This is a genomic window from Prosthecobacter fluviatilis, from assembly GCF_042655725.1.
Classification (GTDB): Bacteria; Verrucomicrobiota; Verrucomicrobiia; order Verrucomicrobiales; family Verrucomicrobiaceae; genus Prosthecobacter; species Prosthecobacter fluviatilis.
The window spans coordinates 353,386-368,718 of sequence record NZ_JBHSMQ010000003.1 but is presented as its reverse complement, the minus strand read 5'-3'; the positions used below and the strand labels follow the sequence as shown (position 1 = coordinate 368,718).

The following is a 15,333-nucleotide window of genomic DNA, read 5'->3' as shown; positions in this document are numbered from 1 at the left end:
CGCTCCGTCTTGCCTGCGTCCTCGACACCGCCCAAATCACCGCCACTATACGCGCCCTCTTCCCTCATGCTCTCCGTCTCCAATGTCAGCAAAACCTACGCCGGCCGTACCCTCTTCAGCCAGGTGTCGTTTCACATCAACCGTGGCGAAAAAATCGGCCTCATCGGCCCGAACGGAGCCGGCAAGTCCACCCTCTTTTCCCTCCTGCTGCAGGACACCGTCCCGGACGAGGGCAAGGTGGTGATGGAGCGCGGCATCAGCTTCGGCTTTCTGCCACAGGAGAGCGCACCCATTGACGACGTCACCGTGCTGGAGCTGGCCACCGGCCACATCGATGAGCATCAGCGTTGGGAGGTCGAGCCCAAGGCCAAGCGCATCCTCAGCGGCCTCGCCTTCCGCGAGTCCGACTTTGAGCGCAACGCCCGCACCCTCAGCGGCGGCTGGGTCATGCGCGCCCACCTCGCCCGCCTGCTGGTGCAGGAGCCCGACCTGCTCCTGCTCGATGAGCCGACCAACCACCTCGACCTCGAATCCCTCATCTGGTTCCAGACCTACCTCCAGAGCTACCCGGGCGCGATCCTCATGATCTCCCATGACCGCGAATTCCTCAATGCGCTGACAGACTGCATCCTCGAAATCGCCCACAGCAAGATCACCCGCTACACCGGCAACTACGACGACTACGTCCGCGAAAAAGCCGCCCGCATGGAGCAGCTCCAGGGTGCCTATGACAATCAGCAGCGCGAACTCGCCAAAATGCAGGCCTGGGTGGACAAGTTCAAGGCCAAGGCCAACTTCGCCTCCCGCGCCCAGGACAAGGCCAAGATGATCGATCGCATCGAGAAGATCGATGCCCCTGTGGCCGATGCCAAGACGGTGAAGTTCCGCTTTCCCCAGCCCCCGCGCAGCGGCCAGCGAGTCATCCGCATGAAAGAGGTCGACTTCGCCTACGGCCAGCAGCCCGTTTACACCGGCCTCGACCTCGAAATCGAGCGCGGCCAGCGCACCGTCCTCGTCGGCCCAAACGGCGCCGGCAAATCCACCTTGCTGAAGCTCCTTGCCGGAGCCCTGAATCCGCAGGCCGGCACACGGGAGCTCGGCCACAACGTCAAGCTCGGCTACTTCGCCCAGTATCGTGGTGATGTGCTCAACATGCGCCACACCGTCCTGCAGTCCGCCATGGACCTCCCCAGCCGTCCCGGTGAAAACATGTGCCGCACTCTCCTCGGCTCCTTCCTTTTCCATGGAGACGACGTCTTCAAGCCCGTCGGCGTTCTCAGCGGGGGTGAAAAATCCCGCCTCGTCCTCGTCCGCCTCCTGCTCGATCCGCCCAACTTCCTCCTCATGGACGAGCCCACCACCCATCTCGACATGGGCAGCATCGATGCCCTCATCGGCGCGCTCGAGCAATACGAAGGCACCCTCGTCTTCATCAGCCATGACGTGCACTTCATCCGTCAGATGGCCAGGAGCGTCCTCCACGTCAGTGCCGGCGTCATCACCCCCTACGCTGGCGACTACCAGTACTACCTCGACAAGTCCAAGGCCGGTTCCGCCCGCGAGGCCCTCACCGCCACCCTCCACAACGCCCAGCCTACCAGCTACAGCGCCGCCCCTGCGGCGAAAGAGCCGCCCAAGAGCAAGCAGCAGCGCCGCGCCGAAGCCGAGGCCCGCAACGCCTACAGCAAGGCCAAAAAGGAGCTCGATCTCCGCATATTCAAAATCGAGCAGGAGCTCGCCACACTCGACAAACGCAAAGTCGAAATCGTCGGCCTCCTGCAGGATGAAGCCACCTACGCCGACGCCGCCCAATTCCGCGCCCTGAGCCAGGAGCTGGAAGAGCTGGAACCCAAGCTCGCCCAAATCACCGCCGACTGGGAAAAAGCCACCGAGGAGATGGAAAAACTGAAGCCTGTCTGACACAAAGTCGCCCACCCCCCTCATTCCGGCCTTTGAAAACAGTTGCGTGCCCTTGGGGGCTGTGTTTTACCCCGCGGCGTGAACTTGTCATTCCATGAACTTGGTTTGCGGCTTGGTACAGTGCGCACCCTGCTGCTCCTGCTCTCCGTCAGCCTCCTCTCCTGCTCGGATCAGAGAGAGGTCCTCATCCGTCGCCCGCTTCCGGGCGGTGGCGGTTACTGGGTCCAGAAGATCGTGGTCAAAAAGCAGCAGCTCCCCCCCCGGGACCGGAAGTCCTCCCGCCTTCAGCCGTTTGTCCTGGACCAGGGCCAGTGGCATGGCGAAAACATGGCCGGCCCCCCTCGCATGGTGATCTCGCTCAGCGAGCAGAAAGTTTACTTCTACAAGGGCGGCCAGCTCGCCGGCACTTCGCCCATTTCGTCAGGGCGGGAAGGCATGGCCACCAGAGCCGGCAATTTCAGCGTCCTTGAGAAGGACATTGATCACAAATCTTCCCTCTTTGGCGAGTACGTCAGCAAGGACGGCACCGTCCTGAAGCGCGACGTGGACGTCCGCAAGCATGCCCGCCCCCCCGGCGCTTTGTTTGACGCTGCCAAGATGCCCTTCTTCATGCGCATCACCGGCGCGGTAGGCATGCACGAAGGCTATCTCCCCGGCTATCCCGCTTCCCACGGCTGCATCCGCCTTCCACATCGCATGGCGGAGATTTTCTACCACGAGTCCTCCGTCGGCACGCCTGTGAAGATCGTGCCCTGATCGCTGGCGGCATGCTCAGATGGCGGTGCAGCTCAGCGCGGCCAGTCTGTCAAAGTCCACCTGGTGGGTCTGCGCCTCCACATTCCTCCGCATCACCTCCAGCCCCGCCTGGAATGAATCCCCCACTGCGGCCATGTCCAGCGTCCGGTGGTAGTGAATGTAGATCACTGCTTCGCGCAGCAGGAAAAAGTGCTTGAGCTGCATTGCGTCCATGGCTGCCAGCGGGCCTCCCTGTGCGTAGCCCCTCCACAACGCTGCCCAGAGTGGCGCGATGCGGTCGTTCAGCCCATCATCGGCAAACTGGTTGAGCACCCTGCAGTAGATCGAGTCATACAGGATGGTCGCAAAATCCTGCGTCAGGTGCCCGTGCTCGCAGTTGTCGAAATCAAAAATCCACAGCTGGCCATCGTCCACAAAGCAGTTTCCCAGGCAGGCGTCGGCATGCACGAGCCCGTAGGTTTCCGGAGTCACCGGCAGCTCTCGCAGTTTCTCCATCAGATCCGCGAGGCTTTCCACAAAGGCAGGTGACAGCCGCCCCCGCAGCTCCGCCACATCCTCCCGCAGCAGCCGCGACTCATGCCAGTGTGGCCGGGCCCGCGCAGCATGGTCTGCGGGCAGACGCAGCGTGTGGCGGTGCAGCTCTGCCAGCACTCCGCCCAGCTTTTCATAGATCGGCGGCGCGATGTCCCCCTGCATGATTTTGCGCCCGGGCGCGTGCTCAAAGCACGTCACGATGCAGTCTGTGCCTGCGGTGTTCAGAGCCACGCAGATGTCCCCATTCAGTGCTGGAATAGGCCTGCACACGCGCACGCCCTCAGCTGCGAGAAATTCGATCCAGGCCAGCTCTGCCTGCACCTGCTCACCACTTCGGTGCCTCCCGGTGGAGACCCGAAGAATGCACTTTCTGTCCCCACGCCGGCCCAGGTACACATGGTTCTGATTGCTGCGCACAAACTCCAGGCCGTCAGGCCCCAGCCCATAGGGCCGGGCCAGCAGTGCCAGATGGTCGTGCGTGATCATGCTGCGGAATCATCGCACTAGGTGATGGCCCTTCATTGTCAAGCTCCGCAAAGGCAGGCCGGTCTGCCGGCAAACCTCGTGGGAAAACAACAAATCATTCATTCCATGAGCCATCGCCCGCTGCCAAACATCGGCTGGTTTTGCAATGGCCCGTCCCTTCCATCCGGGCTTTAATGGCGGTGAATGAAAACCATGGGCGGCGATGAACAAGCCTTTCGTAGATCCGAGGAGTTCGAAAGAAGCGTGCTTTCCTATGTCGCGGCAAAAATACGCTTCCTCGTTCGCGGCCTCCTGCTGTCCATCTCGGTCATGGTGCTCTCCATCCTGTTGCACTGGCTGTGGCCGGTCTCTGAGTGGAATGTTTCAGGAAACATGGCCGGTCTGGGGCTGGGTGGGTTCTTTTTCGTCGCCCTCTCGGCATTCCATGTGAAGCGCGTAAAATGCCCTTTATGCAGCAGGAAAACGGAACTCAGATCGCGGTTCACCGGGTTCGGCGGCGACGAGGAAACAATCATCATCTGCCGGTCCTGCAAAGTTCAGTGCCCTACAGGGATGGTATCGGATTGAGCTAGGCAGTGTGCGTGATCACCGTCTCGATTCGGTGGCCATCTGGGTTGATGACGAATGCCGCACAACAGCCCGGTCTTCAGGCTCACTTCACGATGATGAAAACCTTCGACATGAAAAACCCCTCCTTCTTGGGCCAGGCCAGTTTCGACAGCGCCTCTGTCAGCGCTTCGTGATCTGCATTGTCCATGGTCACAGATGCCACTGACGGCTTGCCGTCTTGCTGGCCAAACACCATCTTGATCCAATGAGTTCCTGCAGGCACCTCGGCGGAGGAAATCAGACGCCGCACCTCGGCTGCTGAGGCCGCCATCTCTTCTTGGGAAAGCTTCGCGTTCCCCAGAACCAGCATGTTCCCCAGAACAACTTCTCGCGGACCGGTCAAAAGATTCAGTTTCTCCACGCTCTGATGCGGATCTTCAGGATTGATAAACGCCCGGTAAATCGGATGAAACGTCGTCAGGATGAAGTTGGCCATCGCCTGCTTTTTGGCCTCATCCAGCGTTTTGCCCACTCCCGCCACGTACTCGATCACCACCTGGCCCGTGGGCAGCGAAATGCGGTACTCCACCTCGGCCGAGGTCCCGTTGGCCGTGGCGTTTGAACCATAGAGCTTCGCCTGCAGCCGGCATGCGTTCCCCTCAATGCCAATGCCTCGCTCATCCTCCTGGATACGCATCTCCCCATGCTGCTTCAGCCATTCCACCAGATGGGCGCGCCATTCCTCCTGGAGCTTCGGTTCTTGGCCGCAAAGCATCGTTCCGAAAAGAACGGTCGCACTTAGAAAGGAAAGAACTGCACGCATGGTAACCGCATGCTTCAGGCCACCGTGCAGATCTGCACCCCCTGCTTCAGCGAGGCCAGCTTGTCCGCACGCTTCGGGATGAACTCCTGCCCCAGATAGCCCGTGTATCCCGTCTCCTGGATCGCCTTGATGATCGCGGGATAGTTCAGCTCCTGCGTCTCGTCGATCTCCGCACGCCCCGGCACCCCGCCGGTGTGATAGTGCGCAAAGTACTCATGGTCACGCCGGATCGTCGCGATCACATCCCCCTCCATGATCTGCATGTGGTAGATGTCATAGAGCAGCTTGAAGTGCGGCGAGCCGATCTTCTTGCACAAAGCCACGCCCCAGGCGCTGTGGTCGCACATGTAGTCCGGGTGGTTCACCTTGCTGTTGAGGAGCTCCATCACCAGCGTCACGCCCAGCTTCTCGCACAGCGGCATCAGCCGTGTCAGCCCCTTCGCGCAGTTCTCCAGCCCCTGCTCGTCGTTCAGGCCATCGCGGTTCCCGCTGAAGCAGATCACCTGCTTGAATCCCGCTTCTGCGCTCGTCTGCAGCAGCGGCTCATACGCCTGCACCAGCAGGTCGTGGTGCTCCACCCGGTTCCAGCCCTTCGGGATCGGCCCCAGCTTCACACCACCCGGCGCTTCAATCGTCGGATAGCTCACCATCGCGCAGTGCAGCCCATGCTTCTTCACCGTCGCAAAATCCGCCGGATCCAGCAGCTCCACCGACTCCAGCCCGATCTCCTTCGCCGCCACGCAAAAATCCTCCAGCGGGATCTGCTTGTAGCACCACTTGCACACCGAGTGCTTCACCTTGCCCACGCCACCCGCAGCCTTGTCCGCCGCCTCCACCTCAGACCGCAGCATCGCCGCGATGGCACTGACACTGGCAAGAGTTCCGAACTGACGACGGGAAAGCGTGGATGGAGTCATGCCCACAACTTACATGGGCGCCCGGCAAGATTCCAAGCACAGAATAAGGGTTCGTATTTCGCCTCGTAGTTTCGCGGCAGCAGCATGACTCGCGGGTAAGCTTCTATGGGGCATCGCACAGGCGGCAGCAAAGTGGTCCGAACACTCCGTGTGCGGCTTCTGGCAGGTGTGCACGCCAACCATCTCCGCTCAGACTTTCAGCCCCTCACTGCGCCAGCCTGTGGCTCACAAAATCCACCAGTTCGGACCGGATTCAAATCCAGGCCAAGGAGCGCGGACTTCCAGTCCGCAGCACTCCGCAAGCCGTCTAGCTCCGCGCCTTTTCCTTCACTCCATTACAGCCTTACCGGCACCCCATGCCCGCCCAGGTACTTCTTCACATCCCCCACGGTGTACTCACCAAAGTGGAAAATGCTCGCCGCCAGCACGGCGTCCGCCTTCCCATTGCGCAGCACGTCCACCATGTGGTCCAGATTGCCCGCACCACCGCTCGCGATCACAGGAATGCTCACCGCCTCGCTCACGGCCTTGGTCAGCGCGATGTCGTAGCCAGCCTTGGTGCCATCCGAGTCCATGCTCGTCAGCAGGATTTCACCAGCGCCGCGTTTGCACACCTCCGCCGCCCATTCCACCGCATCCAGCTCCGTCGCGTTGCGGCCACCGTGCGTGTAAACCGTCCACGATCCCCGCTCATTGCGCTTCGCATCGATCGCCACCACCAGGCACTGGCAGCCAAACGCATTCGCCGCCTCGTCGATCACGTGCGGCGTCTTCACCGCTGCCGTATTGATCCCCACCTTGTCAGCGCCCGCCAGCAGCATCTCGCGCATGTCCGCCACGGTGCGGATGCCTCCGCCCACGGTCAGCGGCATGAAGCAGCTGGCCGCCGTGCGTGCCACCACGTCCACCATCGTCTTGCGCTCCTCGTGGCTAGCGGTGATGTCCAGAAACACCAGCTCGTCCGCGCCTTGGGCATTGTACACCTGGGCGCACTCCACGGGGTCTCCGGCATCGCGCAGCTGCAGGAACTTCGTGCCTTTCACGACACGGCCTTCCTTCACGTCGAGGCAGGGGATGATGCGTTTGGTCAGCATAGGGAAAAGGGGATACGTCGAAAAAGCCAAAAAAGGAAAAAATCAGAGGACGAATCCTCCGATTTTTTCACTTCGTAGCGCTCTTTTCGGCTCAGTCTCAGCCCAGGGCGGCCGCCACCATCGTTTCCAGCTTCACGATGTCCTTCGCAAAGTTGCGGATGCCTTCGGCGGTCTTCTCAGTCGCCATCGCATCTTCGTTGAACAGCCAGCGGAAGGTCTTCTCGTCACTGCCGATCTTCTCGATCTTCAGGGACTTCGCGTTCGCGGCGTTCAGCTTCGGCGTGATGACGTCTTCGCTGGCTGCCAGTTCGCCCAGCAGGCCGGGGCTGATCGTCAGCAGGTCGCAGCCGGTCAGCTCGGTGATCTCGCCCTTGTTGCGGAAGCTGGCGCCCATCACCTCGGTCTTGTAGCCAAAGTGCTTGTAGTAGTTGTAGATCTGCGTCACCGACTGCACGCCCGGATCTTCAGCGCCCACGAAATCCTTGCCGGTGCTCTTCTTGTACCAGTCCAGGATGCGGCCCACAAAGGGGGAGATCAGCTTGATGCCGCCTTCCGCACAGGCCACGGCCTGGGCCAGGCTGAAAAGCAGCGTCAGGTTGCAGTTGATGCCTTCCTTCTGCAGCACTTCCGCCGCCTTGATGCCTTCCCAAGTGGAGGCGATCTTGATCAGAATGCGCTCGCGGCTGATGCCGGCCTTCTCGTACATGCCGATCAGGTGGCGCGCCTTGTCGATGTTCGCCTGCGTGTCAAAGGACAGGCGGGCATCCACTTCGGTGGACACACGGCCGGGGACGATTTTGAGGATCTCCAGGCCAAAGGCCACCACGAGATTGTCCATCACGGCGTCCACGCCGCCGGACTTGCCATCAGCCACAGCCTTGTCGAACAGCGACTTGTACTCAGCCTTCTGCGAAGCCTGGAGGATGAGGGAGGGATTGGTGGTGGCGTCCTGGGGCTTGTAGGCCTTCATGGCTTCGAAGTCGCCGGTGTCGGCGACCACCACGGTGTGCTGCTTGAGCTGGTCGAGCTGGGTCATAGTCTGGTTTTTTGGGGGGGTGAGAGTAAGGGCTGTGGCAGGTTAATCAAGCGCCAGGAAACGCACGCAGATGCTGCCGGGCACATCCACTTTGGTGCCGGTAAAGGTCAGCTTGCCGCTGTCCTGGTCCACCTTGAAAAGGGCCGCCGTGGCACTGTCCTGATGCGCGGCCACCAGCCACTTGCCCGTCGGGTCCAGGCAGATGTTGCGGGGGATCTTGCCCTCCACGGGCACATTCTGTAGCAGCGTCAGCTTTCCGGTGGCCGGGTCGCAGGCAAACACGGCGACCGTGTCATGCGTGCGGTTGCTCACATACACCACGCGGCCGTTCGGGTGCACCACCGTCTCCGCCGTGCTCAGGCCCTTCATGCCGCGGTCTGCCTCCGGCAGCGTCGAGACGGTTTCGATCTCTGTCAGCCCGCCTGTGGCCGCGTCGTAGGCAAAGACGGTCTCCGTCATCGCCATTTCGTTGTTCACATACACATACTTGCCGCTCGGGTGAAAGGCCAGATGGCGCGGGCCGCCGCCGGCGGGCGTCTTGGCAAAGGGCGGCTCATTCGGCGTCAGCTTGCCGCTGGCCGTGTCCACCTTGTAGATCAGCACCTTGTCCAGGCCCAGATCGCAGGCGTAGGCATAGCGGTTATCCGGGCTGAAGTTCACCGAGTGCGCATGCGGTCCCGCCTGGCGCTTCGGGTCCGCGCCACTGCCCTCGTGCTGGAAAAAGCTCGCTTCAGGCGAGAGCGAGCCATCCGCCTGGATCGCGTACGAGCCGATGCTCCCGCTGCCGTAATTGGAAATCGTGGCCACACTCCCGGTCTTGTCCACGCTCACATGGCAGGGGCCCACCCCGGACGTGGCAGACTGGTTGATCAGCGTCAGCTTGCCTGTGTCCTTGTGGATGCCAAAGGAGCTCAGCCCCCCGCCTTTCTTGCCATCCGCCTTCACCACGTCACCGCAGGCGTACAGATATTTCTTCGTCGGATGGATCGCCAGAAAGCCCGGGTTCCCAGCCTCCGCCGCCAGCTGCGGCTGCGTCAGCTCTCCCGTCGCCGTGTTAAACCTCGCCACATAGATCCCCTTGCTGCCGTTTTTGGCCGTCGTGCTCGTGCCGAAGTACACGAGGAAGTTTTCCCCCGCGATCGCGGTGGTGGTCAGGGCGGCAAAGGCAAAGGCGATGGAGGATCGGGTCATGGCTGACCCGATGCTGACGGCGTGTGGCTCCCCGGTCAAGCCCTCACTGAGCCCCCTGCATGAAGCCTTTTCATCCCCCCGATTTGTTAGCTTGCTCCTTTCCGGGGGCCGCGCATCATTCCGGCATGAAACCTTCCCTGTTTCTTCTTGCCGCCCTTTTTTCAATGCTCGCTGGCTGCAGCGGATTCCAGCCCATCAAGCTGGAGCACGACATGGACAAAGAGAAGCCGCTCGACTACCGCGAAGGCGACTGGATCCCGAAGAACACCTAACCGGGTGCCTGTCGGTCTCCAAAATCCATTTGTTGCGCGCATTTGACCGCGCCCGTTGTGCTCGCCACGTTGCATCCCATGCAACCCGCCTGGTTCCACGTCGAAAACGAAGCTGACATCCCATCTCCCTCGCTGCTCTTCTACCGCAGCCGCATCGAGTACAATCTGGCCCTCATGCTCCAGATTGCGGGAGATCCCAAGCGCCTTCGGCCTCATGTGAAGACCCACAAGACTGCCGAGGTCATTGCCATGCAGATCCGCCTCGGCATCACCCGGTTCAAGGCTTCCACCATTGCCGAGGCCGAGATGTGCGCCGCCGTCGGCGCCACGGACGTCCTCGTCGCCATGCCCTGCGTCGGCATCAATGCCCACCGCCTCGCCGACCTCGCCGCCAAGTTCCCGGAAACCCAGTTCTCCAGCATCGCCGATGCCGAGGAGACCATCGCCTTCCTCGCCTCCGCCGCCCAGCAGCACAATGTCACCCTCGGTGTCTATCTCGAGCTCGACTGCGGCATGGGTCGCACCGGCATCGTCCCTGGCGATGAGGCCGCTCTCCTCGCCCACGTCCTCAAAGACACCCCCCGCCTCCAGTTCTGCGGCCTCCACGCCTACGACGGCCACATCCACGATGACAGCCTCGATGTGCGCCGCGAGCGCTGCGATGCCGCCTTCGCCTCCGTCCTCCAGTTCCGCTGCCGTCTTCAGGGAGAGGGCATCATCGTCAAAGAACTCGTCGCCGGCGGCTCCCCCACCTTCGGCATCCACGCCACCTATCCGGACCGCACCCTCAGCCCCGGCACCACCGTCCTCTGGGACTTTGGTTATGGCGACAAATACCCCGCCGACCTCCCCTTCCAGCCCGCCGCCGTGCTCCTCACCCGCGTCATCAGCAAGCCCGGCAAAAACCGCATCACCCTCGACCTCGGCCACAAATCCGTCGCCCCGGAAAACCCCCACCCCCGCGTCCGCTTTGAGGAACTGCCAGACGCCGTCGCCATCATGCAGAGCGAGGAGCACCTCGTCCTCGAGACCGAGCGCGCCCACGAGTTCACCATCGGCCAGGCCCTCCATGGCATCCCCCGCCACGTCTGCCCCACCGTCTCCATGCACGGAGAGGCCTACATCATCGACGGCTGCAAAACCACCGAACGCTGGCCCATCACCGCCCGCAATCGCCTCATCACCGTGTAGTAAGAATGCATTTCGAATCCTCGCTCATCCCATAAAGGGAATCGGGGATTCGGTTTTGTGTAGTCGTCCGAGCCAAACAAAGTAGCCTTGTTCCTGTGGAACAAGGAACATTCCGCCTAGCCCCAGACGCTTAACAAGATAAAACCAGTCCCATCAAACATACCCCTTAGGGACGCACGACCTCCCCATGCACCACTGGCTCCTCAAATCCGAACCCGACGTCTTCTCCTTCGACCACCTGAAGCAGCGTCCCAAGAAGACCGAGCCCTGGAACGGTGTCCGCAACTACCAAGTGCGCAACATGATGCGCGACGACATGGCCCTCGGAGACCTCGGCTTCTTCTACCACTCCAGCTGCGACGTCCCCGGCATCGCCGGCATCGTGAAGATCGTCAAGGAAGCCTACCCGGACCCCACGCAATTTGACCCCTCCTCCGAATACTTCGACAAAGGCAGCAAGCACGAGGAACCCCGCTGGCTCATGGTCGATGTCAAATGGGAGACCGACTTCAAAACCTTCGTCACCCTCGACATGCTCCGCGCCGACCCCAAGCTCGCCGACATGCTCATCCTCCGCCGCGGAAACCGCCTCTCCATCACCCCGGTCGAAACAAAACACTGGGACCGCATCTGCAAACTGGGCGGCCTTTGATGCGAGAGCATTTGGAGTGCGGTCGCGAAGATGCAAGGCGCAGGCCTGCATCGCAGCTACTGCTTTCACGGGGTTTTGGACGTGCTTCGGCCACAGCCTGCCGTCCGGCATGCGGTGAGTGCTTTCGGGCAGCATGATGGCTTCCGCACGCCGTCCAGCCTGCAGAAAGCGGTAGCTGCGCGCCAGCCCGCTCCTACTTGTCCACCACCAGCTCCGTCACACTCACCGTCCCATAGCTGAAGCCCACGCTCAGATTCGCCTTCGCGCGTGCGATGGACGCATGCTCATACGTCTTCACAAAATCGCCCACCGTCACTGTCGCCTTGCTGCCCCGCAGCTCCACGCGGATCTTCGTCCACGCATCCGCCTTCAGCACCACCGCCTTCTCATTCCCCAGCGAGATCGACTTGTGGTCCTTCTCCTCCGGCGGAAACGCCCGCACGCCCATGCCCGCTGCGGAGAAAACCAGCCGGAACACATGCCCCTTCTCGCCGTTCGCCGTGAAGACCACCGTCTTGTTCGCCGCATCCGGCTTCACCGCGAAATGGATGGCCGCGTCCGTATAAGCCAGATCATAAAACAGGATTGGCCCGTGATCCTTGTTCTTCTTGTACAGTTCGTCATCCTGCGTGCAGGTGGCGCACCCTTCCGCAAACTTCCACTCCCCACGCATGGCACGGCGGCCTTCAAAGCTCGTCGGCAAAAACTCATCCTTCAGCAGCGGCGCATCAGCAGCCAGGGCTGAGACGGCGATCAGGGCAAACAGGGCGGCTTTGAACTTCATGGCAGTGTCTTGGCGATCTTGTTGAAACCTTCGCGCACCGTTCCATCCGCGCTGATCAGCGGCTGCGGATTCTCCACCCGGCCCAGCTCACGCACGCCGGGCGCATCCTTCGTCTTGTCTCCCAGGTCCGCCCTCATCGTCTCCGCATGCTTCTCCAGTTGGGCCACGATGTCGGCATGCTCCGCCGCCACATTCTTCGCCTCGCCGATGTCCTTGTCCAGGTTGTAGAGCTCCTTCTTCCCCAGATGCAGCTTCCACGCACCGCTGCGCACCGCCTGCAGGTTGAAGCCCGCATAGTAATAAAACACATCATGCCCGCTCGCGCCCTTCTGCCCGAGCAGCACGGGCGAGATGTCCTTGCCGTCCAGCTTCAGCTCCCCCACGCTCTTGCAGTGTGCCAGCTCGCCAAAGGTCGGCAGCCAGTCCATATGCGCCGTGATGGCCTTGGTCTCCGTGCCAGCAGGGATCCGGCCCGGCCACCACGCGATCGTGCACACGCGGATGCCGCCCTCCAGCGTGCTGCCCTTGCTGCCCCGCAGCGGCGTGTTGTCCGCTCCCTGGTTCAGCGGCCCGCCGTTATCGCTCGTGAAAATGACCAGCGTGTTCGAGTCCAGCTTCAGCTCACGCAGCGTGTCCAGCACCTGCCCCACCGACCAGTCCACCTCCATCGCCCAGTCCTTCTGCAGGCTCATTCCTGATTTGCCCATGAAGTCCTGATGCGGGTAGTGCGGGAAATGCACCGCATTGTGCGGCAGGTAGAGGAAGAAAGGCTTCTTCTGATGCTCGCGGATGAACCTCATCGCCCTCTCAGTGTAGCGGCGGGTGAAGGTGTGCTGCTGCGCCGCCTTCACACGCTCCACCACATTGTGGTCCTCGATCAGAGGCAGCGGTGGCTGCGCCGGTCCCTTGATACCGGTCTCCGGCTCAGCGTCGGCCTTAGCCGCACCCGCCTTGCCTTTGCCCTTCGCACCTGCCTTCGGCAGCGGCTGGTCCGGGTTGCTCTTCGAGCCCTCCGCTCCCGGCCCCATGTCGTTGGAATAAGGGATGCCATAGTAGCTGTCGAAGCCCTGATTGGTCGGCAGAAACTCCGGCTGGTCGCCCAGGTGCCATTTGCCGATGCACGTCGTCGCATAGCCCGCACCCTTCAGCACCTCCGCCACCGTGGTCGCCTTCGGGCTCAGCCCCACCGCCGCCGCAGGGAAGAGCACATGCGGCACCGGCAGCACCCGCTTCGGGTAGCAGCCGGTCATCATCGCTGCGCGGGAAGGCGTGCACACCGGCGCGGCGTAGTGGTTCGTCAGCTTCATCCCCTCCTTCGCCATGCGGTCCAGGTTCGGTGTCGGCATCTTCGCCCCAAACGGCCCGATGTCCGCATAGCCCAGATCATCAATGTTGATCAGCACGATGTTCGGAGTCTCGGCGGCAAAAGACGCACTAAGAATGAGGAAGGAGCAGAGAAGGGGAAAAACAGGCTTCATGGAAGAGGGTAAAAAAAACGGGCGGTATGTCAGCAGAGGATCACGGTGGCTATGGGGCATCACTTTGACATCCCAGGGCTACTCTTGAGTCTTTTTCTTCGGCGCAGCACCAGGATCCACCAGCTCAGGATTGTACATCACATTGCCCTGAGGAATCGCAGGCGTCACGCCATCGGCAGGGAAGGTGGTCTTCACGATCTCACGGAGCTGTTCCGCCAGCTTTGCCTGCACCTCCGCCTGCTCAGGTTTGTCCGCCAGATTGGTCAGCTCCTTGGGGTCCTTCTCATGGTCATAGAGTTCTTTGCCAGCCTTGCCTTCATCCCACTCGATGTACCGCCAGCGGTCCGTGCGCAGTGCATAGCCAAAGATCCGTTTTCCATCATCACCCTTCGCGGCGCTCGCGCCCATGCGCTTGAATCCACCCCCGCGCACCACCTGGCTCAGCACCCAGCCGCGGCCTTTCACCTCGGGGTCTTTCAGCATCGGCACCAGGCTCTGCCCCTGAAGATTCTCGGGAGCTTTGACACCACACAGCTCGGTCAGCGTCGGATACAGGTCGATCAAGCCCACCGGTGAATTCGCAACCACGCCCTTCTTCGCGCCAGGTCCCGCGATGATCAACGGCACGCGTGCGCTTTCCTCAAAGATGCTCTGCTTCTGCCACAGCCCATGCTCGCCCAGATGGTAGCCATGGTCACTCGTAAAGACCACGATCGTATTTTCCGCCAGTCCCAGCCGGTCCAGCGCATCCAGCACCTTGCCCGCCTGTGCATCCATGAAACTGATGGCGGAAAAATACGCCTGCACTGCCTGCCTGCGCAGATCGTCCGTCAGCTTGTCCTGCTCCTTCTTGTAGCTCCCCAAAGCCGGTGCCGGCAGGTCCGCCTGATCCTCCTTCACACCTTGCACCACCGGCATCTCCGCCTCCGGGTAGCCCTTGAACCACTTCTCCGGAGACACATACGGCGTGTGTGGCCGGAAGAAACCGAGGGCGAGGAAAAACGGCCGGTCCTTCTCCTTCGCACAGCGTTCCAGCACCCACTCCGCATCCTTCGCCTGCAGGCCGTCCGTGTGCTTCTCATCAGGCCGTGGCGAGGCATGCCAGCTCAGCGTCCCGCCAAAGTTCCCGGGCAGCAGCGAAAAAATATCCGGATGCTCGATCAAGCGATCACAGCCCGCAGGGTTGAGTTCAAGCTCCCACGAAGTCGGGTCATCGTGGCCGTTCGTGCCGATTCCGTTCGGCACGCCATAATGGTAAAGCTTCCCGATGCGCGCCGCAAAGTATCCCTCCCTGCGGAAAGCCTGCGGCAGACTCACCGCATTCGGGATCGTCTGGCGGAAAAGCTGCGAGTTCGTCAGAATCCCCGTGCTGTTCGGGTACAGACCGGTCAGCATCGAGTTCCGGCTCGGGCCGCAGAGCGGAAACTGGCAGTTCGCATTCTGAAAGCGCACCCCCCGCGCCGCCAGCCTGTCCAGATTTGGCGTCTTCACCAGCGGGTGCCCGTAGCAGCCCAGGCTGTTGTTCAGGTCGTCCGCCATCATAAAGAGAACATTCAGTCTCTGCGCTGCGTGCAGCTGCGAAAGGGCGAGAAGTGCGAAGGTGGCCAGAAAGAAGGTAAATCTCATGCGGCGTGGGGAAACGCCGGCAAA

The 15,333-nt window shown here is 61.6% G+C and carries 15 protein-coding genes; 6 read left to right on the top strand and 9 right to left on the bottom strand.

Annotated features, from left to right (window positions below):
* Positions 1-66: 66 nt before the first annotated feature.
* The gene (locus ACFQDI_RS10205) at positions 67-1,920 is read left to right on the top strand and encodes an ABC-F family ATP-binding cassette domain-containing protein (protein WP_377166107.1); all 1,854 of its coding nucleotides are present in this window, start codon (positions 67-69) and stop codon (positions 1,918-1,920) included.
* 78 nt (positions 1,921-1,998) lie between these two features.
* Positions 1,999-2,676 carry a L,D-transpeptidase family protein gene (locus ACFQDI_RS10200; protein ID WP_377166105.1) on the top strand — a complete coding sequence of 226 codons (678 nt, stop codon included), beginning with the start codon at positions 1,999-2,001 and terminating at the stop codon, positions 2,674-2,676.
* A 15-nt stretch (positions 2,677-2,691) separates the two neighbouring features.
* Here ACFQDI_RS10200 and ACFQDI_RS10195 read toward each other — a convergent pair whose 3' ends face one another.
* Positions 2,692-3,696, bottom strand: a complete 1,005-nt coding sequence (locus ACFQDI_RS10195) for a phosphotransferase enzyme family protein (RefSeq protein ID WP_377166103.1) — start codon at positions 3,694-3,696, stop codon at positions 2,692-2,694.
* 183 nt (positions 3,697-3,879) lie between these two features.
* Here ACFQDI_RS10195 and ACFQDI_RS10190 point away from each other — a divergent pair, with 183 nt between their 5' ends.
* Positions 3,880-4,263, top strand: a complete 384-nt coding sequence (locus ACFQDI_RS10190; RefSeq protein WP_377166101.1) for a hypothetical protein — start codon at positions 3,880-3,882, stop codon at positions 4,261-4,263.
* Positions 4,264-4,348: 85 nt separating this feature from the next.
* Here the strand turns inward: ACFQDI_RS10190 and ACFQDI_RS10185 are convergent, their stop codons facing one another.
* The 5 genes from ACFQDI_RS10185 to ACFQDI_RS10165 form a co-directional block, all read right to left on the bottom strand.
* Positions 4,349-5,020, bottom strand: coding sequence for a DUF6348 family protein (locus tag ACFQDI_RS10185; RefSeq protein ID WP_377166099.1), 672 nt, complete (start codon positions 5,018-5,020; stop codon positions 4,349-4,351).
* 62 nt (positions 5,021-5,082) lie between these two features.
* Positions 5,083-5,985: a hydroxypyruvate isomerase family protein gene (locus ACFQDI_RS10180; protein ID WP_377166097.1), complete on the bottom strand. Its 903-nt coding sequence runs from the start codon at positions 5,983-5,985 to the stop codon at positions 5,083-5,085.
* A 335-nt stretch (positions 5,986-6,320) separates the two neighbouring features.
* Positions 6,321-7,079, bottom strand: coding sequence for an imidazole glycerol phosphate synthase subunit HisF (hisF, locus tag ACFQDI_RS10175; protein ID WP_377166095.1), 759 nt, complete (start codon positions 7,077-7,079; stop codon positions 6,321-6,323).
* Positions 7,080-7,176: 97 nt separating this feature from the next.
* On the bottom strand, positions 7,177-8,115 hold the full coding sequence (gene tal / locus ACFQDI_RS10170) for a transaldolase (RefSeq protein WP_377166093.1): 939 nt from the start codon (positions 8,113-8,115) through the stop codon (positions 7,177-7,179).
* 42 nt (positions 8,116-8,157) lie between these two features.
* The gene (locus ACFQDI_RS10165) at positions 8,158-9,306 is read right to left on the bottom strand and encodes a lactonase family protein (protein ID WP_377166091.1); all 1,149 of its coding nucleotides are present in this window, start codon (positions 9,304-9,306) and stop codon (positions 8,158-8,160) included.
* Between the two features lie 125 nt (positions 9,307-9,431).
* On the opposite strand from ACFQDI_RS10165, the gene ACFQDI_RS10160 reads away from it, so the two are divergent.
* The 3 genes from ACFQDI_RS10160 (at position 9,432) to ACFQDI_RS10150 (ending at position 11,421) form a co-directional block, all read left to right on the top strand.
* On the top strand, positions 9,432-9,578 hold the full coding sequence (locus tag ACFQDI_RS10160) for a hypothetical protein (protein WP_377166089.1): 147 nt from the start codon (positions 9,432-9,434) through the stop codon (positions 9,576-9,578).
* A 78-nt stretch (positions 9,579-9,656) separates the two neighbouring features.
* On the top strand, positions 9,657-10,769 hold the full coding sequence (locus ACFQDI_RS10155) for a D-TA family PLP-dependent enzyme (protein WP_377166087.1): 1,113 nt from the start codon (positions 9,657-9,659) through the stop codon (positions 10,767-10,769).
* A gap of 187 nt (positions 10,770-10,956) precedes the next feature.
* Positions 10,957-11,421, top strand: a complete 465-nt coding sequence (locus ACFQDI_RS10150) for an EVE domain-containing protein (RefSeq protein ID WP_377166085.1) — start codon at positions 10,957-10,959, stop codon at positions 11,419-11,421.
* 193 nt (positions 11,422-11,614) lie between these two features.
* On the opposite strand, the gene ACFQDI_RS10145 is transcribed toward ACFQDI_RS10150, so the two are convergent.
* The 3 genes from ACFQDI_RS10145 to ACFQDI_RS10135 all read right to left on the bottom strand — a co-directional run bounded on the left by ACFQDI_RS10145 (position 11,615) and on the right by ACFQDI_RS10135 (position 15,309).
* On the bottom strand, positions 11,615-12,205 hold the full coding sequence (locus ACFQDI_RS10145) for a hypothetical protein (RefSeq protein WP_377166083.1): 591 nt from the start codon (positions 12,203-12,205) through the stop codon (positions 11,615-11,617).
* Positions 12,202-13,683 (bottom strand): sulfatase family protein, encoded by a 1,482-nt coding sequence (locus ACFQDI_RS10140; protein WP_377166081.1) that lies wholly within the window; start codon positions 13,681-13,683, stop codon positions 12,202-12,204. The genes ACFQDI_RS10145 and ACFQDI_RS10140 overlap by 4 nt, the downstream gene beginning before the upstream one ends.
* A 78-nt stretch (positions 13,684-13,761) precedes the next feature.
* Positions 13,762-15,309, bottom strand: a complete 1,548-nt coding sequence (locus ACFQDI_RS10135) for a sulfatase (RefSeq protein ID WP_377166080.1) — start codon at positions 15,307-15,309, stop codon at positions 13,762-13,764.
* Positions 15,310-15,333: the final 24 nt, after the last annotated feature.

Bases quoted from the DNA above. Each gene is read 5' to 3' on its own strand.
- ACFQDI_RS10205 (WP_377166107.1), top strand. From the start codon at position 67: ATGCTCTCCGTCTCCAATGTCAGCAAAACCTACGCCGGCCGTACCCTC.
- ACFQDI_RS10195 (WP_377166103.1), bottom strand. From the start codon at position 3,696: ATGATCACGCACGACCATCTGGCACTGCTGGCCCGGCCCTATGGGCTG.
- ACFQDI_RS10190 (WP_377166101.1), top strand. From the start codon at position 3,880: ATGAAAACCATGGGCGGCGATGAACAAGCCTTTCGTAGATCCGAGGAG.
- ACFQDI_RS10185 (WP_377166099.1), bottom strand. From the start codon at position 5,020: ATGCTTTGCGGCCAAGAACCGAAGCTCCAGGAGGAATGGCGCGCCCAT.
- ACFQDI_RS10180 (WP_377166097.1), bottom strand. From the start codon at position 5,985: ATGACTCCATCCACGCTTTCCCGTCGTCAGTTCGGAACTCTTGCCAGT.
- hisF (WP_377166095.1), bottom strand. From the start codon at position 7,079: ATGCTGACCAAACGCATCATCCCCTGCCTCGACGTGAAGGAAGGCCGT.
- tal (WP_377166093.1), bottom strand. From the start codon at position 8,115: ATGACCCAGCTCGACCAGCTCAAGCAGCACACCGTGGTGGTCGCCGAC.
- ACFQDI_RS10165 (WP_377166091.1), bottom strand. From the start codon at position 9,306: ATGACCCGATCCTCCATCGCCTTTGCCTTTGCCGCCCTGACCACCACC.
- ACFQDI_RS10160 (WP_377166089.1), top strand. From the start codon at position 9,432: ATGAAACCTTCCCTGTTTCTTCTTGCCGCCCTTTTTTCAATGCTCGCT.
- ACFQDI_RS10155 (WP_377166087.1), top strand. From the start codon at position 9,657: ATGCAACCCGCCTGGTTCCACGTCGAAAACGAAGCTGACATCCCATCT.
- ACFQDI_RS10150 (WP_377166085.1), top strand. From the start codon at position 10,957: ATGCACCACTGGCTCCTCAAATCCGAACCCGACGTCTTCTCCTTCGAC.
- ACFQDI_RS10145 (WP_377166083.1), bottom strand. From the start codon at position 12,205: ATGAAGTTCAAAGCCGCCCTGTTTGCCCTGATCGCCGTCTCAGCCCTG.
- ACFQDI_RS10140 (WP_377166081.1), bottom strand. From the start codon at position 13,683: ATGAAGCCTGTTTTTCCCCTTCTCTGCTCCTTCCTCATTCTTAGTGCG.
- ACFQDI_RS10135 (WP_377166080.1), bottom strand. From the start codon at position 15,309: ATGAGATTTACCTTCTTTCTGGCCACCTTCGCACTTCTCGCCCTTTCG.